Origin of the sequence: Lentibacillus kapialis, from assembly GCF_014646635.1 — a bacterium.
Classification (GTDB): Bacteria; Bacillota; Bacilli; order Bacillales; family Amphibacillaceae; genus Lentibacillus; species Lentibacillus kapialis.
The window spans coordinates 12,555-34,168 of record NZ_BMNQ01000015.1; the positions used below are offsets into that span (position 1 = coordinate 12,555).

A 21,614-nucleotide genomic window follows, 5' to 3' on the forward strand; every position below is an offset into this window, starting at 1 on the left:
CTCTTACGCTTTAAGATTTTTACACTTCTTTAACCGATACAAGATGTGATACTTTATCAATCATACCGCATACGGCTGGTGTGTTTTCACGTACAACGGATTGACGGATTTTTTTCAGGCCCAGTGATTGAACAGTTTGGCGCTGCCCTTCTGATTGGCCGATTACACTGCGTGTGAGGGTGATCTCTAATTGTTTAGACATAGTATTTCCCTCCTTATCCTAACAGTTCTTCTACAGATTTTCCGCGTAGTTTCGCGACGTCTTCAGCTGTTTTTAGACTTGATAAGCCATTCAAAGTGGCACGAATCATATTGATTGGTGTATTGGAACCAAGTGATTTTGTCAGGATATCGTTTACGCCCGCAAGTTCGAGGATTGCACGAACGGGGCCTCCTGAGATCACTCCCGTACCTTCTGTAGCTGGCTTCATTAATACGTTGCCTGAGCCATAACGTCCGTGGATTTGATGCGGAATTGTTGTGCCGACCATTGGTACTTCAATCAAATTCTTCTTTGCATCATCAACTGCTTTTTTGATAGCCTCCGGAACCTCTTTCGCCTTACCGGTTCCAAAGCCTACATGGCCGTTTTTATCGCCTACCACAACCAGTGCGGCAAAACGGAAATTCCGTCCACCCTTTACAACTTTAGCAACACGGTTTATAGCAACAACACGTTCTTCAAGATCTAATTTATTTGGATCAATGCTAGTATGCATCTATGTCCCTCCTTCATTTCACAATTAAAATTCCAGACCGGTCTCGCGAGCAGCGTCTGCCAGTGCCTTCACACGTCCGTGATAAAGGTATCCTCCGCGGTCAAAAACGACTGATTGATAACCTTTATCCTTTGCGCGCTTTGCAACCAATGTACCTACTTGCTCGGCGGCTGCTACATTGCTGGTGGTTTCCAAGCTCAATTCATTATCTTTAGTGGAAGCACTTGTCAATGTAACGCCATCCATATCATCAATTAATTGTGCATAAATGTGTTTATTTGAACGAAACACATTCAGACGTGGGCGTTCTTGTGTCCCATAGATGTTTTTACGGACACGTTCATGTCTTTTTTTACGCAAATCATTTTTGTCGGGTTTTGCGATCATTCAGGCCACTCCTTTCTGCTTCCCAGCTAAATTTACTTAGCCGTTTTACCTTCTTTTTGGCGTACTTGTTCGCCTTCATAGCGAATGCCTTTTCCTTTGTAAGGCTCAGGTGGTCTGATTGCACGGATGTTTGCGGCAACACCACCGACCAATTGCTTGTCGATGCCTTTTACAGTCAATTTTGTGTTCTGTGGAACATCAATCTCAACACCTTCGATTGGTTCGATTTCAACCGGGTGTGAGTAGCCGGCATTGACTACAATTTTTTCACCTTGTTTTTGGGCACGATACCCAACGCCAGTGATCTCAAGTGATTTTTCGAAGCCTTTGTGAACACCTTCAATCATGTTCGCGATGACGCTACGGGTTGTTCCGTGTAAAGCCCGGTGATCCTTGTGTTCACTTGGACGCTCAACAGTTAGTACATTATCTTCAATAACGACTTCCATATCAGGATGAACGTTTTTTGTCAGTTCGCCTTTTGGACCTTTTACTGTCACCCTATTCCCATCAAGGTTAATGTCGACACCTTCCGGAATTTCAACTGGTTTCAGTCCGATACGGGACATTCCATACACCTCCTGTCTTAAAAGTATAAATTTACCAAACGTATGCCAATACTTCCCCGCCAACAGCCTGCGAGCGCGCCTCTTTGTCAGAAAGCACGCCGTTTGATGTCGATACGATTGCGATACCTAAGCCATTCAGTACACGAGGCACTTCATCAGCTTTTGCATAAACACGTAAACCAGGTTTACTGATGCGCTTGATGCCTGTGATGACCTTTTCCTCATTGGACCCGTACTTCATGAAGATGCGCAAAAGACCTTGTTTGTTGTCCTCAATAAACTCATAATCACGAACAAATCCTTCACGCTTCAAAATATCAGCGATTTCTTTTTTCAATTTGGAAGCCGGAAGCTCCAATTTTTCATGACGTACCATGTTGGCGTTACGTATACGAGTCAGCATATCTGCAATTGGATCTGTCATAACCATTACTACATTACCTCCTTCCCGAATCGGGGTTTACCAGCTTGCTTTTTTGACGCCAGGAATTTGACCTTTGTAGGCCAGTTCACGGAAACAAATACGGCATAGTTTAAATTTGCGGAGCACGGAATGTGGACGACCACAGCGTTCGCACCGTGTATATTCACGCACTTTAAACTTTTGCGGTTTCTTTTGTTTCGCAATCATTGATTTTTTAGCCACAATTTTCCCTCCTTCTTTTATTTCTGGAAAGGCATACCAATCTGAGTCAGCAATTCACGAGCTTCTTCATCTGTATTGGAAGTGGTAACGATAACGATATCCATCCCACGTACTTTATTTACCTTATCATAATTGATTTCCGGGAAAATCAGTTGTTCCTTGATCCCCAATGTGTAGTTGCCACGACCATCAAAAGCCTTTTTAGAGATACCGCGGAAGTCACGCACACGTGGAAGTGATACAGCGATCAGCTTTTGCAGAAACTCATACATCCGATCGCCTCTTAGCGTCACTTTTGCACCAATTGGCATCCCCTCGCGCAGACGGAATCCTGCAATAGACCTTTTAGCGCGGGTTACAACCGGTTTTTGTCCGGAAATAAGTGCAAGTTCCTCAACTGCGTTATCCAAAGCTTTTGAGTTTTGGACGGCATCACCGACACCCATATTAATGACGATTTTTTCAATGTTCGGTGCTTGCATGACAGAATCATATTCAAATTTGCCCATCAAAGATGGCAGTATCTCATTCTGATATTTTTGTTTCAAGTCGTTCATCACGAGCGCCCTCCTTTCACTGCGATCTATTTATCGATTGCTTCTCCGGATTTTTTAGCGATGCGGACCTTTTTCCCATCACGAACTTCATAACCGACACGGGTCGGTTCACCGGATTTTGGATCAATTGCCATGACATTAGAAACATGGATGGCTGCTTCCTGGTTCAAAATGCCGCCTTGCGGGTTATCCTGTGAAGGTTTGGCATGTTTCTTAATCATATTGATCCCTTCAACCATTACACGTTCTTTTTTTGGATATGCTTCTAAGATCGTTCCTTCTTTACCACGGTCTTTACCGGATATGACTTTAACTTTGTCACCTTTTTTTACATGCATAATCTGCGCACCTCCTTGACAAGGCTTTTTAAACTCTCGCTTATAGAACTTCCGGAGCAAGAGATACGATTTTCATGAATTTGGCATCACGTAATTCACGTGCAACCGGCCCAAAAATACGCGTTCCTCGCGGGCCTTTGTCATCACGGACAATTACGGCAGCATTTTCATCAAAACGAATATAGGATCCGTCGTTACGGCGCACGCCGGATTTAGAACGAACAATGACAGCCCGAACAACTTCACTCTTTTTGACAACGCCTCCTGGTGTTGCGTGTTTTACCGTACAAACAACGACATCACCGATGTTGGCAGTTTTACGACCGGACCCGCCTAAAACTTTGATTGTTTTGACCTCACGAGCACCAGAGTTATCTGCAACTTTCAAATTAGTCTCCTGTTGAATCATATCGCTTTGACCTCCCTTCGGATACCTTTTCCGAGCGAACTTGAATTATATAATGACCGATTCCTCAACAATTTCAACCAGACGGAAGCGTTTCGTTGCTGACAACGGTCGAGTTTCCATGACTTTTACAACGTCGCCCATTTTGGCTTCATTATTTTCATCATGTGTTTTGAATTTCTTTGAGTATTTAACACGTTTGCCATATAACTGATGGAATTTATAGGTTTCAACCAAAACAGTGATAGTCTTATCCATTTTATCCGATATGACACGGCCTGTGTATACTTTACGATTATTACGCTCACTCATATTGAGGTAAACCTCCTCTCAGGTTTAATTGTTTACGCTTAGTTCACGCTGACGTGCGACAGTTTTCATACGGGCAATCGTTTTTTTAACTTCACCGATGCGGGCGGTGTTTTCCAGTTGACCGGTTGCTAATTGAAAGCGTAAATTAAATAATTCTTCTTTTAGTGATTTGACCTTTTGTTCAATTTCGGCAGTGGTTAATTCTCTAATTTCATTAGCTTTCATGTGATTCACCACCAATTTCTTCACGTTTTACAAATTTCGTTTTAATCGGCAGTTTATGAGAAGCCAAACGCAATGCTTCGCGTGCTACTTCCTCTGGTACACCTGCGATTTCAAACAAGATTTTTCCTGGTTTAACAACTGCTACCCAGCCTTCAGGAGCACCTTTACCGGAACCCATACGGACTTCAAGGGGTTTTGCAGTATATGGTTTATCAGGAAATATTTTAATCCATACTTTACCGCCACGCTTCATGTAACGCGTCATGGCGATACGGGCTGCCTCGATTTGGCGGCTTGTGATCCAGGTCGGTTCGACTGCCTGTAATCCATACTCACCAAAGGCTACTGTGGTCCCACCTTTTGCTTGACCTTTCATACGGCCGCGGTGTTGTTTACGATATTTAACACGTTTAGGCATTAACATAATGCATGTCCCCCTTCCTTAATTATCATTTTTAACTGGAAGGACTTCTCCACGATAAATCCACACTTTGACACCCAACTTACCGTAAGTTGTGTCTGCTTCTGCTGTGCCAAAATCAATGTCAGCACGCAATGTGTGTAATGGAACCGTTCCTTCACTGTAATGTTCCACACGGGCAATGTCAGCTCCGCCCAAACGTCCGGAAACTTGAGTTCTGATACCCTTTGCTCCCCCGCGCATAGTTCGCTGAATGGACTGCTTTTGTGCACGACGGAAAGAAATACGGTTTTCAAGCTGACGGGCAATGTTTTCAGCTACCAATGTCGCATCCAAGTCTACTTTCTTGATCTCAACAATATTAATATGAACCCGTTTGCCTGTCAGGCTGTTAAGTGATTTTCTCAGTGATTCTACTTCAGAGCCGCCTTTACCAATCACCATGCCCGGCTTTCCGGTATGAATTGTGATATTAACCCGGTTTGCTGCACGTTCGATATCAATGTGTGAAACAGCAGCCGTTTGCAGGCGGTTTGCAAGGTATTCCCTGATTTTTATATCTTCATGTAGTAAGTCTGCATAGTCTTTGCCGGCATACCACTTGGATTCCCAGTCATGAATGACACCAACACGAAGACCTTTAGGATTTACTTTTTGACCCACAGGTTATCCCTCCTTCTTTTCTGATACCACGACTGTTACATGGCTTGTGCGTTTGTTGATCTGGCTTGCGCGTCCTTGTGCACGCGGACGGAAACGTTTCAATGTGACACCTTCATCGACAAATGCCTCTGAAATAAAGAGATTGTCCGGCTCCATTTCATAGTTATGTTCTGCATTCGCAACCGCAGAATTCAAAACCTTTTCTACAACAGGTGAAGCACCACGCTGAGTATGTCGCAGAATGGCAATTGCTTCACCAACCTCTTTTCCTCGAATCAAATCTATGACTAAGCGAGCTTTGCGAGGAGCAATACGAACTGATTTCGCAACGGCTTTTGCTTGCATGTAGAGTGCCTCCTCTCATTAGCGTTTTGTTTTCCTGTCATCACCTGAGTGTCCTTTAAATGTACGGCTTGGAGCGAACTCGCCTAATTTATGGCCAACCATATCCTCTGTTACATAAACAGGTACGTGTTTGCGTCCATCATAAACAGCAATGGTGTGCCCGACAAAAACAGGGAAGATTGTTGATCGGCGTGACCAGGTTTTAATAACTTGCTTTTTATTGGATTCATTTAAACTCTCAACTTTTTTCATGAGATGGTCATCTGCAAAAGGTCCTTTTTTTAAACTGCGACCCATGGATAAACCTCCTTTCACAATTAACGACGGCTGTGTACCCCGTCAGATTCCGCATTTATTTCTTACGACGCTTGCGTTCGCGCGCGATATACTTATTTGAAGGCTTATTGCGCTGACGTGTCCTGTAGCCGATTGTCGGTTGACCCCATGGTGATACAGGTGACTCGAGTCCAATGAATGATTTTCCTTCGCCGCCGCCATGCGGGTGATCATAAGCGTTCATAACCGTACCGCGAACACTTGGACGTTTACCTAACCAGCGTGAACGTCCTGCTTTACCGACACGAATCAATTCGTTCTCAAGATTGCCGACCTGGCCAATCGTGGCACGACATTCAGACAATATTAAACGAACTTCACTCGATGTCAGGCGAACAAGCGTATATTTACCTTCACGTCCCAAAACCTGTGCATCGGCGCCGGCTGAACGTACCAGCTGTCCGCCGCGCCCTGGTTTCAACTCGACGTTATGGACAATCGTACCAACAGGAATGTCCTTTAATTTCATTGCATTTCCCATTTTGATATCGGCATTTTCACCCGACTCAATTTTCTGACCTGTCTTCATCCCTTTTGGAGCTAAAATGTAGCGTTTTTCTCCATCGGCATAATGAATTAACGCAATGTTTGCTGAACGGTTAGGATCATATTCGATCGTAGCAACGCGTCCTGGTATGCCATCTTTATCACGTTTAAAATCAATGATACGGTACTGACGCTTGTGGCCACCGCCTTGATGACGAACTGTCATTTTTCCTTGGTTATTACGTCCGCCGCGCCTGTATACTGGACGCAACAGAGATTTTTCAGGATTATCAGTTGTGATTTCTGCAAAATCAGATCCCGACATATTCCGTTTACCATTTGAAGTTGGTTTGAATCTTTTGATCGCCATCGTTTTCCCTCCTTCACATATAATTTTAGTTAGCCTTCAAAAAAGTCAAGTTCTTTACTGTCTTCTGAAAGCTGGACAATTGCTTTTTTACGGTCCGGACGAAAACCGCCATAACGACCCATCCGCTTAAATTTACCTTTAATATTCATCGTGTTGACACGTTCTACAGTAACATCAAAAACAAGCTCAACAGCATGTTTGATTTCAGTCTTATTCGCTTTTGGCTCGACTTCAAACGTATACTTTTTTTCCGCCATCAAATCGGAAGAATGTTCAGTAATGACGGGGCGCTTTATAATATCACGTGCATCCTTCATCGTGCAAGCACCTCCCCTGCTTTATCAGCTGCGTCTTTAGTAATGACCAGCTTGTCATACGTCAGCAAGTCTAACACATTCACTTCTTCGACAGTTAATACATGTGCATTGGGAAGATTGTTCGCTGAAAGGATAACATTGTCATTTCTGTCAGCCGTTACAATCAGGACTTTTGTTTCAATATTCAATGCTTCAAGTATCTTCAGGATTTCTTTTGTTTTTGGAACATCCAGTGCGATATCTTCCAACACAACAAGATCCTCTTCTTTTATTTTGGAAGAGAAAGCGGACTTTAGTGCTAAACGACGAACTTTTTTCGGCATCTTATAACTGTAGCTTCGCGGTGAAGGACCGAAGACAGTTCCGCCGCCTACCCATTGTGGTGCACGAATCGAACCTTGGCGAGCTCGGCCTGTGCCTTTTTGACGCCATGGTTTGCGTCCTCCGCCTCTTCTTTCTGAACGGTTTTTCACATCATGTGTCCCTTGACGCATTGATGCGCGTTGCATCAAAACAGCTTCGTGCAGCACATGTGTATTGGGCTCAATACCGAACACCGAATCATTCAATTCAACGTCTCCGGCTTGTGAACCGTCTTGTTTTAATAGTGCTACTTTAGGCATGACTTATCCTCCTTTCGTGTTAATGGTTAGTTAGCCTTTAATGCATCCGTTATTTTTACGAATGATTTTTTTGCACCTGGGATATTTCCTTTGATCAGTAATAGATTTCTCTCAGCGTCAACTTTGACCACTTCGAGATTCTGGATGGTAACCTGTTTGCCACCCATCTGGCCGGGCATCGTTTGACCCTTGAAAACACGCTGGGCATTCATATCCCCCAGACCACCAACACCACGGTGAAAATGTGAACCATGTGTCTTCGGTCCGCGATTGTGCCCATAGCGTTTAATTGTACCCTGGAAACCTTTCCCTTTTGTTGTGCCTGTCACATCAATTTTGTCACCGGCCTCAAAAGCGTCAACGCCTATTTCCTGACCAACTTCATATTCATCAGGGTTTGCGTTACGGATTTCACGAACGCAGCGCTTAGGGGTTGTGTTTGCTTTTTCAGCATGACCTTTTTCCGCCTTATTTGAACGTGATTCTTTTTTATCAGCAAAACCGAGTTGCAGCGCTTCATAGCCATCATTTTCCGTTGTTCTTTTTTGCAGAACGACGTTAGGCTCAGCTTGAATGACAGTCACCGGTGTAAGTTCACCCTCTTCTGAAAAGAGTTGTGTCATGCCGATTTTGCGACCTAAGATTCCTTTCGTCATCCGTTACACCTCCTATAATTATCGCGTTATAATTTAATTTCAATATCAACACCGGACGGCAAGTCAAGACGCATTAATGAGTCGACTGTTTGCGGTGTCGGGCTTACGATGTCGATTAAGCGTTTATGCGTACGCATTTCAAACTGTTCACGGGCGTCTTTAAACTTGTGTGTCGCACGCAATACCGTGTAAACAGATCTTTCTGTAGGTAGCGGTATTGGTCCGGAAACATTGGCGCCGGAACGTTTAGCTGTGTCCACAATTTTCTCGGAAGATTGATCTAAAATGCGATGATCATATGCTTTTAATCGAATTCGAATCTTCTCTTTTGCCATTATATTCCCTCCTTTTCGCCTATTTTATAATAGAGCTGCTCCATGAAAATTTCTTGATAGCCAACCATGGCAAAGGGGCCGGGTGTATCAACAACCTTCCACTTCATCGCTTTTTGACCAACATTAATAGTATACTAAAAGTGCGTGGTCGTTGCAATCCCTAATTTAGTGACCTATGAGATCGCACATCTGTGAATTATACATGCTTGTCACCACGAATGCAAGGGTTGAAGGCGATTTTCAGCAATTAATTTTCATTCTTAATTCTATTAGTTAAGTGAAATGCGATGTAACTTTAAATAAAAGTCAGTGCGCCTTCTACCACTCTTGAAATACACTCTGATGTATTGTTATTTTTGTAAGGTTTTTCATCATTTAGGCTCTCTCACATCATTAGAAAAACTCGGCATTCGCCTCGTCTTATAGCGAATGCCGAGTTTTTTGTTATAAGGTCATCCATCATTTATACCTTCTGACGTTATAAAAAAACAGGCAGTGACGTCAGGCTGCCTGTTTTTTGAAGCACATGTTTATTTTTGGATTTCAGTTACAACACCGGATCCAACAGTACGTCCGCCTTCACGGATAGAGAAGCGTGTACCGTCTTCAATAGCGATTGGTGAAATCAATTCAACTTCCATTTCGATGTTATCACCCGGCATAACCATTTCAACACCTTCTGGAAGTGTAATAACACCAGTTACATCGGTTGTACGGAAGTAGAACTGCGGACGATAGTTAGCAAAGAATGGTGTGTGACGACCGCCTTCATCTTTGGATAGTACATAAACTTCTGCTTTAAAGTTTGTGTGCGGCGTGATAGACCCTGGCTTAGCCAAAACTTGACCGCGGTTGATATCCTCACGGGAAACACCGCGAAGAAGTGCACCAATATTGTCACCGGCTTCAGCATAGTCAAGAAGCTTACGGAACATTTCCACACCAGTAACAGTGGTTTTGCTCAAGTCTTCTGCAAGACCGACGATTTCCACTTCATCACCGACTTTTACTGTTCCGCGTTCAACACGGCCAGTTGCAACGGTACCACGGCCAGTGATTGAGAATACGTCCTCAACCGGCATCATGAATGACTTGTCGTGGTCACGCTCAGGTGTTGGAATGTATTCGTCGATTGCTGCCATGAGTTCATAGATTTTTTCTTCGTATTCAGATTCACCTTCAAGAGCCTTCAATGCTGAGCCCTTAACGACTGGAATATCGTCACCGGGGAAGTCGTATTCAGTCAGAAGATCACGGACTTCCATTTCAACCAGTTCTAGCAGCTCTTCGTCGTCAACCATGTCAACTTTATTAAGGAATACAACAATCGCCGGAACGCCAACGTTGCGTGAAAGCAGAATGTGTTCGCGAGTCTGTGGCATTGGGCCATCAGCTGCAGATACAACAAGGATAGCACCATCCATTTGCGCTGCACCGGTGATCATGTTTTTTACATAGTCAGCGTGTCCCGGGCAGTCAACGTGTGCATAGTGACGGGAATCTGTTTCATACTCCACATGGGAAGTAGCAATTGTAATACCGCGCTCTTTTTCCTCCGGTGCATGATCGATTTCGTCAAAATTCATTGCGGTGCCTTCACCGGATTGTTTATGCAGTGTCGTTGTGATAGCTGCAGTCAACGTCGTTTTTCCATGGTCAACGTGTCCGATTGTTCCAATATTCACGTGACTTTTCGAACGGTCAAATTTTTCTTTAGACATGTATAGTTCCTCCTTTAAATAAATAAAAGTATTGTTTTAAATTTATTGAAGAGCTGAATAAACTTCTTAAGCTTATCCATAGCCTTCAATAAAAGTTATACGTCAGATTAAGGAAAAAATCAATTATTCTCCAGCATTTTTCTTAATAATTTCTTCCGAGATACTCTTAGGCACTTCCTCATAATGATCAAAATGCATAGTGAATGTTCCACGCCCCTGCGTATTAGAACGCAATGCTGTTGCATAACCGAACATTTCAGACAGTGGCACAAAAGCTCTGACCAGCTGTGCCGGTCCGCGCGGTTCCATACCTTCGACTCGGCCACGGCGTGATGTGACATCGCCCATGATATCACCCATATATTCTTCAGGGACAACAATTTCAACTTTCATCATCGGCTCCAGCAGAACCGGGCTACACTTAGCTTTTGCCTCTTTGAGGGACATTGAGCCGGCTATTTTAAATGCCATTTCGTTTGAGTCAACATCATGATAGCTGCCATCGAACAGTGTGGCCTTAACATCAATCATGGGGTATCCCGCTAATACACCATTTTCCATGGATTCCTGAATACCTGCATCAACTGATGGAATGTATTCACGCGGTATGACACCACCGACGATTTTATTTTCAAATTCATAGCCCGCACCTTCATCATTCGGTTCAAATCTTACCCAAACATGTCCATATTGTCCACGTCCGCCGGATTGACGGATAAATTTCCCTTCAACCTCAGCTGATCCACGGAATGTTTCGCGATAGGCGACCTGAGGATTACCGACCTGCGCTTCAACTTTGAATTCAGCTTTTAGGCGATTTACGATTACATCCAGATGCAATTCACCCATGCCTGAGATGATAGTCTGGCCCGTTTCCTCATCGGTTTCCGTCTTAAATGTCGGGTCTTCTTCTGCCAGTTTAGCCAAGGCTATAGCCATTTTGTCTTGATCGGCTTTTGTTTTCGGTTCAATGGCAACAGAGATAACCGGATCAGGGAAATCCATGGATTCAAGAATCACAAGGTCGTTTTCGTCGCATATCGTTTCCCCGGTCGAGGTGTCTTTCAATCCTACACCTGCTGCAATTTCACCGGCATGTACTGTTTTGATTTCCTGACGGGAGTTGGCGTGCATTTGCAGAATACGCCCCACACGTTCGCGCTTATCTTTGACAGAGTTTTTGACATATGATCCCGCATCCAATGTACCGGAGTAAACCCGGAAGAATGTCAGCTTACCTACATATGGGTCAGTCATGACTTTAAATGCCAGTGCAGAAAATGGTGCGTTATCGTCAGACGGGCGCGTTGTTTCCTCTTCCGTATCCGGATCAAACCCTTCAATCGGAGGTACATCCGTTGGAGCCGGAAGATAATCAATCACACCATCGAGCACTAATTGAACACCTTTATTTTTAAATGCTGATCCACAGTAAACCGGGTAAAATTCAACATTCAGTGTAGCTGTTCGGATAGCCTTTTTTAGATCCTCATTGGAAATCTCTTCACCTTCAAGATATTGCATCATGAGGTCTTCATCAACTTCAGCTACAGCCTCGATCAGTTCACCGCGTAATTCTTCAGCTTTTTCCTTATATTCATCAGGAATTTCACGGGCGTCCGCACGTGTGCCAAGCTCATCTTCATAATAATATGCATCCATGGTGATAAGATCAATGATACCTTCAAAGTTATCTTCCGCACCAATGGGGAGCTGAACGGCGTGTGCATTGGCTCCGAGACGTTCTTTCAATGTGTTGGTCGAATACAAAAAGTCCGCACCGACCTTATCCATTTTGTTAACAAACACAATTCGCGGAACACCATATGTTGTTGCCTGGCGCCATACGGTTTCTGTCTGCGGCTCCACACCTGATTGTGCGTCAAGAACTGTCACAGCACCGTCAAGTACGCGCAAAGAACGTTCAACTTCAACAGTGAAATCCACGTGTCCCGGTGTATCAATAATGTTAATACGGTGATTTTTCCACTGGGCAGTGGTCGCAGCAGATGTGATCGTTATACCGCGATCTTGTTCCTGCTCCATCCAGTCCATCTGTGATGCACCTTCATGGGTTTCACCAATTTTGTGAATACGTCCCGTATAGAAAAGAATACGTTCGGTAGTAGTGGTCTTACCTGCATCAATGTGTGCCATAATACCAATGTTACGTGTCTTTTCCAAGGAGAACTCTCTAGCCATGTATTCTTCTCCTTTCTCTTGAAAGCTTTTATTTGGTTATGATTACCAACGATAGTGGGCAAATGCTTTGTTTGCCTCGGCCATCTTGTGTAATTCTTCGCGTCTTTTGACGGACGCCCCTGTGTTATTCGAAGCATCCAGTATTTCGTTGGCAAGACGTTCATCCATTGTTTTTTCTCCACGAAGACGTGAATAGTTAACAATATAACGCAAGCCCAATGCCTGACGGCGTTCCGGGCGCACTTCCATCGGTACTTGATAGTTTGAACCACCGACGCGGCGTGCACGCACTTCCAGAACTGGCATGACATTCTTCATGGCTTGTTCAAAAACCTCCATTGCGTCCTGTCCGCTTTTTTCCGAGACGAGTGCAAACGCGTTATAGAGAATCTTTTGTGCTCTACCCCGCTTACCGTCGATCATAATCTGGTTGATTAAACGCGTTACCAATTTTGAATTGTAAAGTGGATCCGGCAAGACATCGCGCTTAGGTACTGGTCCTTTACGTGGCATATGTCGCCCTCCTTTCCCTGAATCTATTGTATCCATTTATTTTTTCTTGGCTTTTGGTTTCTTAGTACCGTATTTTGAACGGCCTTGTGCACGGCCTTCAACACCAGCAGTGTCAAGCGCGCCGCGTACAACATGATAGCGGACACCCGGCAAGTCTTTCACACGGCCCCCGCGAATCAGTACAACACTGTGTTCCTGCAGGTTGTGTCCAATTCCAGGAATATAAGCAGACACTTCCATGTTGTTTGACAAGCGAACACGTGCGTATTTTCGCAGTGCAGAGTTCGGTTTCTTAGGTGTCAATGTACCAACACGTGTGCAAACACCTCGTTTTTGTGGTGCGTTTTGACTCGTGAATTGTTTTTTAAAACTATTATATCCACTGTTCAGCGCAGGTGAGTCATATTTTTTAGGTTTGCTCACCCGGCCTTTACGTACCAATTGATTGATTGTAGGCATGTCACTTCCTCCTTCCCTTTTAAATTGTTAATTCGATAGATGGTCCACCACCCATCACGAGTGCCATTGTAATGCCACATATCCAGGTGGTTCATTTTTTTGCAAAAAACAAAGTCTTAGCGACGGCCTCGCCAAAACCCTTATTGTTTTACTGCCACAGTTGAGGCACCGACATCGATACCGCAAGCAGCACCAAGCTTTTGCATGGAATCAACCCGATGGCAGGGCACACTCATTTCATGAGCCATACCTTCCACCTTCAGGGTGATGTTCCTGTCTGCATCATCAGCAATAAACACTTCACTTACAGCATCACGTTTCATTGCTTTAAGTGTCTGTTTCGTTCCGATTATCAAATCTGACCGAAACCGGGTCACTTTTTCATAAGACATCTGCAGATCCTCCAAAGCAACAAGTATAATCGGAAGCACCCAAGATATATTACCATTCCTGACGTGTATTGTCAACGTTCATTCCATCTATTTTTTGAGTGCTTCCAATATCATTACTTGCCTATGAAAATGTGTTTTCCACCGGCTCTGTTTCTTCCGGCTCATCAACACTTTCTTCCGGTTCATCCAATGATGTCTCAAGGTTTCGATAGCGCTGAATTCCAGTGCCGGCAGGAACCAGCTTGCCAATAATGACATTTTCTTTAAGACCGAGCAATTCATCACGTTTACCTTTTATTGCAGCATCCGTTAGTACACGGGTTGTTTCCTGGAAGGATGCAGCAGACAAGAAGGAGTCAGTTTCCAATGATGCTTTTGTAATACCAAGCAGTACAGGCTGGCCAATCGCCGGTTGCCGGCCTTCCAGCAAGATTTCCTGGTTGGCATCACGGAACTGGTGAATTTCCAGTAAAGAACCAGGAAGTTCATCCGTATCACCTGATTCAACAACACGAATTTTGCGCATCATCTGACGTACCATAACCTCAACGTGTTTGTCGCCGATTTCAACACCTTGCATACGGTATACCTTTTGGACTTCCCGCAGCAGATATTGTTGTACGCCATCAATACCTTGTACGCGGAGCAGTTCTTTTGGATCAACAGAACCTTCCGTAAGTGCTTGCCCGGCGATGACACCATCACCTTCAGACACTCTCATTCGTGCATTGTAAGGAACTGGATAGGTACGTTGTTCGACATCGCCTTGGATGACGACCTCCTGTTTGTCTTTCACTTCTTTTATTTCTTGTACGGTACCATAAATCTCACTGATCACAGCCTGACCTTTTGGATTGCGGGCTTCAAAAAGCTCTTGAATACGCGGCAAGCCCTGTGTGATATCATCACCGGCTACACCACCAGTGTGGAAGGTACGCATAGTCAACTGTGTACCCGGTTCTCCAATGGATTGTGCAGCAATAATACCGACTGCTTCGCCGACTTCAACTTCATCACCGGTAGCCAGGTTGCGGCCGTAGCATTTTTTGCAAACACCATGTTTGGTGTTGCATGTAAATGCAGAACGGATAATAACTTCTTCAACGCCCGCTTCTACGGTTCGCTTGGCCTGATCTTCCGTCATCACGTCATTTTTCTGTGCAATCACTTCACCGGTTTCAGGATGATGTACATTCTCAAATACTGTACGTCCGACTAAGCGGTCAAGCAACGGTTCAATCACTTCCACGTCATCTGTTAAAGCAGAAACAGTCAGGCCGCGGTCAGTCCCGCAATCATCTTCACGGATGATAACATCCTGAGCAACGTCTACAAGACGACGCGTCAGATAACCCGAATCAGCGGTTTTCAGTGCTGTGTCGGCAAGACCTTTACGCGCACCGTGTGTGGATATAAAGTATTCCAATACTGTCAAGCCTTCGCGGAAGCTAGACTTGATCGGTAATTCCATAATCTCTCCGGCCGGGTTAGCCATCAGACCGCGCATGCCGGCAAGCTGTGTGAAGTTGGAAGCATTACCTCTCGCTCCGGAATCACTCATCATAAAGATTGGGTTCCGATTATCCAGCGATTCCATCAAGCGATCCTGAATATCATCCTTAGCCTGTGACCAGATTGCAATTACTCGGTCATACCGCTCGCCATCTGTAATCAGACCGCGTCTGAACTGTTTGGACACGTTATCAACTTGTTTCTGTGCTTCGTTAAGAACCTCTTCTTTCTCTTTGAGGACGACAATGTCTGAAACACCTACAGTCATACCTGCTCTCGTTGAGTAACTGAATCCAAGATCCTTCATACGGTCAAGCATTTTGGATGTTTCGGTTATCTTGAACCGTTTAAATACCTCGGCAATGATATCACCCAATATACCTTTTTTGAACGGCGGGATAATGTCACGCTCTTTAATCTCTTCGGCAACATCTGTCCCCTGTTCAACAAAGTATTTGGCAGGTGTTTTTATTTCGAGATTTGACTTTGTCGGTTCGTTAATATATGGGAACGACTCCGGCAAAATCTCATTAAAAATCAATTTGCCGATTGTTGTCAGCAGCATTTGACCCTGTTGCTCTTCTGTAAAGGATTTTTTGTTAAGACTTGATGCTTTGACAGCTACGCGCGAGTGCAGATGAACATAACCGTTCTGATAGGCAAGGAGCGCTTCATCTGTATCTTTGAAACGGCTTCCCTCACCGACTGCATTTTCACGTTCCAGTGTCAGGTAATAGTTACCCAAAACCATATCCTGTGATGGTGTTACAACAGGTTTCCCATCTTTCGGGTTCAGGATATTCTGTGCCGCAAGCATCAGAACTCGAGCTTCTGCTTGTGCTTCCGCCGAAAGTGGCACGTGTACAGCCATTTGGTCACCATCAAAGTCTGCATTATAAGCTGTACAGACAAGTGGATGAAGGCGAATAGCACGGCCTTCAACCAGGACGGGCTCAAAAGCCTGAATACCCAGGCGGTGCAAGGTCGGTGCACGATTTAACAGAACCGGATGTTCCTTGATCACTTCTTCAAGTACATCCCATACTTCAGGATGAACCCGTTCGATTTTGCGTTTGGCCGATTTAATATTATGAGCAAAGCCTTTTTCAACGAGTTCCTTCATAATGAATGGCTTAAATAGTTCCAGAGCCATTTCCTTTGGTAGACCGCATTGATACATTTCCAGACTCGGCCCGACGACGATTACTGAGCGTCCGGAGTAATCGACACGTTTACCCAGCAAGTTTTGACGGAAACGTCCCTGTTTCCCTTTCAGCATATGAGAGAGTGATTTAAGCGGACGATTACCGGGACCTGTTACCGGTCGCCCGCGCCGTCCGTTATCAATGAGCGCATCAACCGATTCCTGCAGCATTCGCTTTTCGTTTTGAACGATGATGCTTGGCGCACCAAGATCAAGCAGGCGTTTTAGGCGATTGTTACGGTTGATGACACGCCGATATAAATCGTTGAGATCTGATGTGGCAAAGCGTCCTCCATCAAGTTGAACCATCGGACGAATTTCCGGCGGGATAACCGGAAGAACATCGAGAACCATCCAGGAAGTATCGTTTCCGGAATTACGAAATGACTCCAGCACTTCAAGTCGTTTAATGGCACGCGTTCTGCGCTGTCCATGTGCTGTCTTCAATTCCTCTTTCAATGTGTCAACTTCTTTTTCAAGGTCAATATCCTGCAGAAGCTTACGGATTGCTTCAGCACCCATTTGTGCCTTAAATGTCGCACCATATTTCTCATAATAAGCACGATATTCCTTTTCGGAAAGAAGCTGTTTCTTTTCCAGTGGCGTATCACCAGTTTCCGTAACAATATACGCAGCGAAATAAATGACTTCTTCCAAGGCACGAGGTGACATATCCAATACAAGACCCATGCGACTTGGAATCCCTTTAAAATACCAAATGTGTGATATAGGGGCAGCCAGTTCAAGATGACCCATGCGTTCACGGCGGACTTTTGCTTTTGTAACCTCTACGCCGCACCGGTCACAAACGACACCTTTGTAGCGTACTCGCTTGTATTTGCCGCAATGACATTCCCAGTCCTTCTGCGGTCCAAAAATCCGTTCGCAAAACAGACCGTCTTTTTCCGGCTTTAATGTGCGATAGTTGATTGTCTCCGGCTTCTTGACCTCACCATGAGACCACGAGCGAATCTTCTCCGACGAAGCTAACCCTATTTTCATATACTCAAAATTATTTACATCCAGCAAGGGTCTACCTCCCTTTTTTGTGTCCGAATTTCCCGGACCGGAAAAACCGGTGTTTTACCGGTTTTTGATCCGATATTCATCATCAGCCTATACAAAGTGCAACCCAATCCTATTAATTTTCCTCAGCTTCCAGGTTTAATTTACTTGCCGCTTGTGTTTCTTCTTCTTCCAATTCCCGCATTTCGATCTCCGACTCATCACTGGACAGCATCTTAACGTCCATTCCAAGACTTTGAAGCTCTTTGATAAGCACTTTAAATGATTCGGGAACGCCGGGCTCGGTAACATTATCACCTTTAACGATTGATTCATAGGCTTTGACGCGCCCTACCACATCATCCGATTTTACGGTCAGAATTTCTTGCAGTGTGTAAGCAGCGCCATATGCTTCAAGTGCCCAAACTTCCATCTCACCGAAGCGCTGACCGCCAAATTGTGCTTTACCGCCCAACGGCTGCTGCGTTACAAGCGAATAAGGTCCGGTGGAACGGGCATGAAGTTTATCATCAACCATATGTGCCAATTTGATCATATACATGACGCCGACAGACACACGGTTATCAAACGGCTCACCCGTCCGGCCGTCATACAGGATAGATTTTGCGTCCTTAGGCATACCCGCTTCCTGTAACGTTTCATAAACATCTTCCTCATTTGCTCCATCGAATACCGGCGTGGCCACATGCAGACCAAGCTGGCGTGCAGCCATACCCAAATGTAGTTCAAACACCTGTCCGATATTCATACGTGACGGGACACCCAGTGGGTTGAGCATGATGTCAATCGGTGTGCCATCAGGCAAAAATGGCATATCTTCTTCGGGTAAAATTTTGGAAATAACACCTTTGTTACCATGTCTTCCCGCCATTTTGTCCCCTTCGGATATTTTCCGTTTCTGAACGATGTAAACACGTACTAGCTGATTCACACCTGGCGTTAATTCATCGCCGTCTTCCCGGTTGAATATTTTAACTTCCAACACAATGCCACCTGCTCCGTGCGGTACTTTCAACGACGTATCACGGACTTCCCTTGCTTTCTCACCAAAGATCGCATGAAGCAGACGTTCTTCAGCAGATAGTTCCGTTACCCCTTTAGGCGTCACTTTACCGACCAGAATATCGCCATCTGAAACCTCCGCGCCTATCCGAATAATCCCGTCTTCGTTGAGATTCTTCAAAGCATCTTCACCAACGTTTGGAATATCCCGTGTGATTTCTTCCGGTCCAAGTTTTGTATCACGGGCTTCCGATTCGTATTCCTCAATATGAATCGACGTAAAGTCATCATCTTTTACCATTCGCTCACTCATGATGACCGCGTCCTCATAATTATAACCTTCCCAAGTCATGAAGCCGACCAGGGCATTGCGGCCAAGCGCTAATTCCCCGTCTTCCATCGATGGACCGTCAGCCAGGATTTCTCCTTTGGTTACACGGTCACCTTTCGAGACAATCGGACGTTGGTTATAGCAGGTTCCCTGGTTTGAACGGATATATTTCTGCATACGATAAACATCCAAATCACCTTTCACTTCTTTACCGTCAACCTCAGAAATACGGCGGACACGGACTTCCTTTGCTTCAACATGCTCCACGATGCCTTCATTTCGACAGATAATCGCTGCACCCGAGTCTTTGCCGGATACGTATTCCATTCCCGTTCCAACAATTGGTGCTTGCGGTTCCATCAACGGTACCGCCTGACGTTGCATGTTTGCACCCATCAGGGCACGGTTGGAGTCATCATTCTCAAGGAATGGTATACATGCTGTTGCAGCAGAAACCACCTGTTTTGGTGACACGTCCATATAATCAAGTTTTTCACGGGGAACAACTGTATTATCGCCGCGAAAACGGGCAATGACTTCCTCATCGCCAAAGGTTCCATCTTCATTCAGTCGGGCGTTTGCTTGTGCGACAATATAGTTATCCTCTTCATCAGCAGTCAGATAATCCGTTTCACCGGTTACTTTACCCGTTTCCGGGTCGACACGACGATAAGGTGTTTCAATAAACCCAAATTCATTGACCTTTGCATAGCTGGACAATGAGTTGATCAGACCGATGTTCGGTCCCTCAGGGGTCTCGATCGGACACATACGGCCGTAGTGTGAGTAGTGGACGTCACGCACTTCAAAGCCGGCGCGTTCACGTGTGAGACCGCCGGGGCCAAGAGCGGACAAGCGTCGTTTGTGGGTCAATTCACCTAAAGGATTTGTCTGATCCATAAACTGTGACAACTGTGAACTCCCGAAAAACTCCTTAATGGAAGCTATAACCGGACGGATGTTAATCAGCTGTTGTGGTGTAATGCTTGAGGTGTCCTGAATTGACATCCGTTCACGCACCACACGCTCCATACGGGAGAGCCCAATCCGGAATTGATTTTGCATCAATTCACCGACAGAGCGCAAACGCCGGTTACCCAAATGGTCAATATCATCGGTTCCGCCAACACGATGCAGCAGATTAAAGAAATAACTGACAGACGATAGAATATCAGCAGGAGTAATATGTTTAACACCGCTGTCGACGCCCGCATTTCCAATGACTTCCAATTCACGTTCGCCTTCAGGATCAGTCGGATCAACAATCTTTACGGATTGTAGACGAATTGATTCATCCAAAATCGCTTCACTCGGATCAATATATTTTTCGCCCAGCGTATTTTTCTGATTTTCCAGATAAGGAATGATCTTATTAAGCAGTTTACGTTCCAATTTGTCGCCCTTTTGAGCCAGAACTTCTCCCGTCTCAGGATCGACAACGGGTTCAGCCAGAACTTGGTTGAACAACCGATTTTTCACATTTAATTTTTTGTTCATTTTATACCGGCCAACGCGTGCCAAGTCGTACCTCTTAGGATCAAAAAAGCGTGAAATAAGCAGGCTTTTGGCATTTTCAACGGTTGGCGGCTCGCCCGGACGCAGACGCTCATAGATTTCCAGCAGCGCTTTTTCAGTTGTTTCAGTATTGTCTTTTTCAAGGGTGTTTTTCAGGTATTCATTTTCGCCGAGAAGATCAATGATTTCCTGATCTGTACTGAATCCAAGCGCACGCAAAAGAACCGTGATCGGCAACTTACGTGTACGGTCAATTCTTACATATGCAACATCTTTAGCATCCGTTTCAAACTCCAGCCAAGCTCCGCGGTTCGGAATCACGGTTGCAGTCACACCGCGTTTGCCATTTTTATCGAATTTCTCGCCGTAATAGACACTAGGTGACCGTACAAGCTGCGAAACAATAACCCGTTCGGCACCATTAATAATAAATGTGCCAGTATCTGTCATCAGCGGAAAGTCGCCCATAAACACTTCCTGCTCTTTCACTTCACCTGTCTCATTATTGATTAGGCGAACTTTTACACGAAGCGGGGCATTATATGTGACATCCCGATCTTTCGACTCATCAACAGGATATTTAGGTTCACCAAGACTATAATCAATAAACTCCAATGATAGGTTGCCCGCAAAATCCTCAATTGGGGAAATATCCTGGAACATCTCCCGCAAACCTTCCTTTAAAAACCAATCATAGGAAGCGGTTTGAATTTCGATAAGATTAGGCAATTCCAATACTTCGCTAATACGCGCATAGCTTCTGCGCTGACGGTGCCGTCCGTACTGAACTAGTTGACCTGTCAACTGCTTCACCCCTCAAATCAAGCATTTTCCAAAGATTTAAGAACCACGCTTGCTCCAATGAAAAATGACTTATATAATTATTCAAAACTTGGCACATTACCAAACTTCAATGACGCAAAACTCAATTGTATCTATTGCAGCAAGAAAGTAACCATGCGTTACTTTCAAATAAACTGATATATGGTTGGCCATTTTTCAAACTCGTAAACAGATACAAAATAA

The 21,614-nt window shown here is 44.7% G+C and carries 27 protein-coding genes; all 27 read right to left on the bottom strand.

Features of this window, described 5'->3' with window-relative positions:
- Window positions 1–19: 19 nt before the first annotated feature.
- The 27 genes from rpmD to rpoB all read right to left on the bottom strand — a co-directional run bounded on the left by rpmD (window position 20) and on the right by rpoB (window position 21,392).
- Window positions 20–202: a 50S ribosomal protein L30 gene (gene rpmD, locus IEW67_RS07430; RefSeq protein ID WP_188632433.1), complete on the bottom strand. Its 183-nt coding sequence runs from the start codon at window positions 200–202 to the stop codon at window positions 20–22.
- A 13-nt stretch (window positions 203–215) separates the two neighbouring features.
- Window positions 216–719 carry a 30S ribosomal protein S5 gene (gene rpsE / locus IEW67_RS07435; protein WP_188632434.1) on the bottom strand — a complete coding sequence of 168 codons (504 nt, stop codon included), beginning with the start codon at window positions 717–719 and terminating at the stop codon, window positions 216–218.
- Window positions 720–743: 24 nt separating this feature from the next.
- Window positions 744–1,106, bottom strand: coding sequence for a 50S ribosomal protein L18 (rplR, locus tag IEW67_RS07440; protein ID WP_188632435.1), 363 nt, complete (start codon window positions 1,104–1,106; stop codon window positions 744–746).
- A gap of 32 nt (window positions 1,107–1,138) precedes the next feature.
- Window positions 1,139–1,675, bottom strand: a complete 537-nt coding sequence (gene rplF, locus IEW67_RS07445) for a 50S ribosomal protein L6 (protein ID WP_188632436.1) — start codon at window positions 1,673–1,675, stop codon at window positions 1,139–1,141.
- A 31-nt stretch (window positions 1,676–1,706) separates the two neighbouring features.
- The gene (gene rpsH / locus IEW67_RS07450) at window positions 1,707–2,105 is read right to left on the bottom strand and encodes a 30S ribosomal protein S8 (protein ID WP_188632437.1); all 399 of its coding nucleotides are present in this window, start codon (window positions 2,103–2,105) and stop codon (window positions 1,707–1,709) included.
- 30 nt (window positions 2,106–2,135) lie between these two features.
- On the bottom strand, window positions 2,136–2,321 hold the full coding sequence (locus IEW67_RS07455; protein WP_188632438.1) for a type Z 30S ribosomal protein S14: 186 nt from the start codon (window positions 2,319–2,321) through the stop codon (window positions 2,136–2,138).
- 17 nt (window positions 2,322–2,338) lie between these two features.
- Window positions 2,339–2,878 carry a 50S ribosomal protein L5 gene (gene rplE, locus IEW67_RS07460; RefSeq protein WP_188632439.1) on the bottom strand — a complete coding sequence of 180 codons (540 nt, stop codon included), beginning with the start codon at window positions 2,876–2,878 and terminating at the stop codon, window positions 2,339–2,341.
- Window positions 2,879–2,904: 26 nt separating this feature from the next.
- Window positions 2,905–3,216: a 50S ribosomal protein L24 gene (rplX, locus tag IEW67_RS07465; protein WP_188632440.1), complete on the bottom strand. Its 312-nt coding sequence runs from the start codon at window positions 3,214–3,216 to the stop codon at window positions 2,905–2,907.
- Window positions 3,217–3,256: 40 nt separating this feature from the next.
- Entirely contained in the window at window positions 3,257–3,625 is a 369-nt protein-coding gene (gene rplN / locus IEW67_RS07470) for a 50S ribosomal protein L14 (protein WP_188632441.1), read from the bottom strand.
- Between the two features lie 45 nt (window positions 3,626–3,670).
- Complete coding sequence (gene rpsQ / locus IEW67_RS07475; protein WP_188632442.1) at window positions 3,671–3,934, bottom strand: 30S ribosomal protein S17; 264 nt, start codon at window positions 3,932–3,934, stop codon at window positions 3,671–3,673.
- Window positions 3,935–3,958: 24 nt separating this feature from the next.
- Window positions 3,959–4,159, bottom strand: a complete 201-nt coding sequence (rpmC, locus tag IEW67_RS07480) for a 50S ribosomal protein L29 (RefSeq protein WP_010528995.1) — start codon at window positions 4,157–4,159, stop codon at window positions 3,959–3,961.
- Window positions 4,149–4,583, bottom strand: a complete 435-nt coding sequence (rplP, locus tag IEW67_RS07485; protein WP_188632443.1) for a 50S ribosomal protein L16 — start codon at window positions 4,581–4,583, stop codon at window positions 4,149–4,151. Before rplP ends, rpmC begins: the two co-directional genes overlap by 11 nt.
- 18 nt (window positions 4,584–4,601) lie before the next feature.
- The gene (gene rpsC / locus IEW67_RS07490; protein ID WP_188632444.1) at window positions 4,602–5,243 is read right to left on the bottom strand and encodes a 30S ribosomal protein S3; all 642 of its coding nucleotides are present in this window, start codon (window positions 5,241–5,243) and stop codon (window positions 4,602–4,604) included.
- 3 nt (window positions 5,244–5,246) lie between these two features.
- On the bottom strand, window positions 5,247–5,588 hold the full coding sequence (gene rplV / locus IEW67_RS07495) for a 50S ribosomal protein L22 (RefSeq protein ID WP_188632445.1): 342 nt from the start codon (window positions 5,586–5,588) through the stop codon (window positions 5,247–5,249).
- 18 nt (window positions 5,589–5,606) lie between these two features.
- Complete coding sequence (gene rpsS / locus IEW67_RS07500; RefSeq protein WP_188632446.1) at window positions 5,607–5,885, bottom strand: 30S ribosomal protein S19; 279 nt, start codon at window positions 5,883–5,885, stop codon at window positions 5,607–5,609.
- Window positions 5,886–5,940: 55 nt separating this feature from the next.
- Window positions 5,941–6,780 carry a 50S ribosomal protein L2 gene (rplB, locus tag IEW67_RS07505; RefSeq protein ID WP_188632447.1) on the bottom strand — a complete coding sequence of 280 codons (840 nt, stop codon included), beginning with the start codon at window positions 6,778–6,780 and terminating at the stop codon, window positions 5,941–5,943.
- Window positions 6,781–6,809: 29 nt separating this feature from the next.
- The gene (rplW, locus tag IEW67_RS07510) at window positions 6,810–7,097 is read right to left on the bottom strand and encodes a 50S ribosomal protein L23 (protein ID WP_188632448.1); all 288 of its coding nucleotides are present in this window, start codon (window positions 7,095–7,097) and stop codon (window positions 6,810–6,812) included.
- Window positions 7,094–7,720 carry a 50S ribosomal protein L4 gene (gene rplD, locus IEW67_RS07515; protein WP_188632449.1) on the bottom strand — a complete coding sequence of 209 codons (627 nt, stop codon included), beginning with the start codon at window positions 7,718–7,720 and terminating at the stop codon, window positions 7,094–7,096. The genes rplW and rplD overlap by 4 nt, the downstream gene beginning before the upstream one ends.
- Window positions 7,721–7,746: 26 nt before the next feature.
- The gene (gene rplC, locus IEW67_RS07520; RefSeq protein ID WP_188632450.1) at window positions 7,747–8,376 is read right to left on the bottom strand and encodes a 50S ribosomal protein L3; all 630 of its coding nucleotides are present in this window, start codon (window positions 8,374–8,376) and stop codon (window positions 7,747–7,749) included.
- 26 nt (window positions 8,377–8,402) lie between these two features.
- Complete coding sequence (gene rpsJ / locus IEW67_RS07525; protein ID WP_188632451.1) at window positions 8,403–8,711, bottom strand: 30S ribosomal protein S10; 309 nt, start codon at window positions 8,709–8,711, stop codon at window positions 8,403–8,405.
- Window positions 8,712–9,241: 530 nt separating this feature from the next.
- Window positions 9,242–10,432, bottom strand: a complete 1,191-nt coding sequence (gene tuf, locus IEW67_RS07530) for an elongation factor Tu (protein ID WP_188632452.1) — start codon at window positions 10,430–10,432, stop codon at window positions 9,242–9,244.
- A 123-nt stretch (window positions 10,433–10,555) separates the two neighbouring features.
- Window positions 10,556–12,634 carry an elongation factor G gene (gene fusA, locus IEW67_RS07535; protein ID WP_188632453.1) on the bottom strand — a complete coding sequence of 693 codons (2,079 nt, stop codon included), beginning with the start codon at window positions 12,632–12,634 and terminating at the stop codon, window positions 10,556–10,558.
- Window positions 12,635–12,676: 42 nt separating this feature from the next.
- Entirely contained in the window at window positions 12,677–13,147 is a 471-nt protein-coding gene (gene rpsG, locus IEW67_RS07540) for a 30S ribosomal protein S7 (protein ID WP_188632454.1), read from the bottom strand.
- A 36-nt stretch (window positions 13,148–13,183) separates the two neighbouring features.
- Window positions 13,184–13,606, bottom strand: coding sequence for a 30S ribosomal protein S12 (rpsL, locus tag IEW67_RS07545; RefSeq protein WP_188632455.1), 423 nt, complete (start codon window positions 13,604–13,606; stop codon window positions 13,184–13,186).
- Window positions 13,607–13,746: 140 nt separating this feature from the next.
- The gene (locus tag IEW67_RS07550) at window positions 13,747–13,998 is read right to left on the bottom strand and encodes a ribosomal L7Ae/L30e/S12e/Gadd45 family protein (protein WP_188632456.1); all 252 of its coding nucleotides are present in this window, start codon (window positions 13,996–13,998) and stop codon (window positions 13,747–13,749) included.
- Between the two features lie 121 nt (window positions 13,999–14,119).
- Window positions 14,120–17,743 carry a DNA-directed RNA polymerase subunit beta' gene (gene rpoC / locus IEW67_RS07555; protein WP_188632457.1) on the bottom strand — a complete coding sequence of 1,208 codons (3,624 nt, stop codon included), beginning with the start codon at window positions 17,741–17,743 and terminating at the stop codon, window positions 14,120–14,122.
- Between the two features lie 112 nt (window positions 17,744–17,855).
- Complete coding sequence (gene rpoB, locus IEW67_RS07560) at window positions 17,856–21,392, bottom strand: DNA-directed RNA polymerase subunit beta (RefSeq protein WP_188632458.1); 3,537 nt, start codon at window positions 21,390–21,392, stop codon at window positions 17,856–17,858.
- Window positions 21,393–21,614 lie beyond the last annotated feature (222 nt).

Bases quoted from the DNA above. Each gene is read 5' to 3' on its own strand.
- rpmD (WP_188632433.1), bottom strand. From the start codon at position 202: ATGTCTAAACAATTAGAGATCACCCTCACACGCAGTGTAATCGGCCAA.
- rpsE (WP_188632434.1), bottom strand. From the start codon at position 719: ATGCATACTAGCATTGATCCAAATAAATTAGATCTTGAAGAACGTGTT.
- rplR (WP_188632435.1), bottom strand. From the start codon at position 1,106: ATGATCGCAAAACCCGACAAAAATGATTTGCGTAAAAAAAGACATGAA.
- rplF (WP_188632436.1), bottom strand. From the start codon at position 1,675: ATGTCCCGTATCGGACTGAAACCAGTTGAAATTCCGGAAGGTGTCGAC.
- rpsH (WP_188632437.1), bottom strand. From the start codon at position 2,105: ATGGTTATGACAGATCCAATTGCAGATATGCTGACTCGTATACGTAAC.
- rplE (WP_188632439.1), bottom strand. From the start codon at position 2,878: ATGAACGACTTGAAACAAAAATATCAGAATGAGATACTGCCATCTTTG.
- rplX (WP_188632440.1), bottom strand. From the start codon at position 3,216: ATGCATGTAAAAAAAGGTGACAAAGTTAAAGTCATATCCGGTAAAGAC.
- rplN (WP_188632441.1), bottom strand. From the start codon at position 3,625: ATGATTCAACAGGAGACTAATTTGAAAGTTGCAGATAACTCTGGTGCT.
- rpsQ (WP_188632442.1), bottom strand. From the start codon at position 3,934: ATGAGTGAGCGTAATAATCGTAAAGTATACACAGGCCGTGTCATATCG.
- rpmC (WP_010528995.1), bottom strand. From the start codon at position 4,159: ATGAAAGCTAATGAAATTAGAGAATTAACCACTGCCGAAATTGAACAA.
- rplP (WP_188632443.1), bottom strand. From the start codon at position 4,583: ATGTTAATGCCTAAACGTGTTAAATATCGTAAACAACACCGCGGCCGT.
- rplV (WP_188632445.1), bottom strand. From the start codon at position 5,588: ATGCAAGCAAAAGCCGTTGCGAAATCAGTTCGTATTGCTCCTCGCAAA.
- rpsS (WP_188632446.1), bottom strand. From the start codon at position 5,885: ATGGGTCGCAGTTTAAAAAAAGGACCTTTTGCAGATGACCATCTCATG.
- rplB (WP_188632447.1), bottom strand. From the start codon at position 6,780: ATGGCGATCAAAAGATTCAAACCAACTTCAAATGGTAAACGGAATATG.
- rplW (WP_188632448.1), bottom strand. From the start codon at position 7,097: ATGAAGGATGCACGTGATATTATAAAGCGCCCCGTCATTACTGAACAT.
- rplD (WP_188632449.1), bottom strand. From the start codon at position 7,720: ATGCCTAAAGTAGCACTATTAAAACAAGACGGTTCACAAGCCGGAGAC.
- rplC (WP_188632450.1), bottom strand. From the start codon at position 8,376: ATGACGAAAGGAATCTTAGGTCGCAAAATCGGCATGACACAACTCTTT.
- rpsJ (WP_188632451.1), bottom strand. From the start codon at position 8,711: ATGGCAAAAGAGAAGATTCGAATTCGATTAAAAGCATATGATCATCGC.
- tuf (WP_188632452.1), bottom strand. From the start codon at position 10,432: ATGTCTAAAGAAAAATTTGACCGTTCGAAAAGTCACGTGAATATTGGA.
- fusA (WP_188632453.1), bottom strand. From the start codon at position 12,634: ATGGCTAGAGAGTTCTCCTTGGAAAAGACACGTAACATTGGTATTATG.
- rpsG (WP_188632454.1), bottom strand. From the start codon at position 13,147: ATGCCACGTAAAGGACCAGTACCTAAGCGCGATGTCTTGCCGGATCCA.
- rpsL (WP_188632455.1), bottom strand. From the start codon at position 13,606: ATGCCTACAATCAATCAATTGGTACGTAAAGGCCGGGTGAGCAAACCT.
- IEW67_RS07550 (WP_188632456.1), bottom strand. From the start codon at position 13,998: ATGTCTTATGAAAAAGTGACCCGGTTTCGGTCAGATTTGATAATCGGA.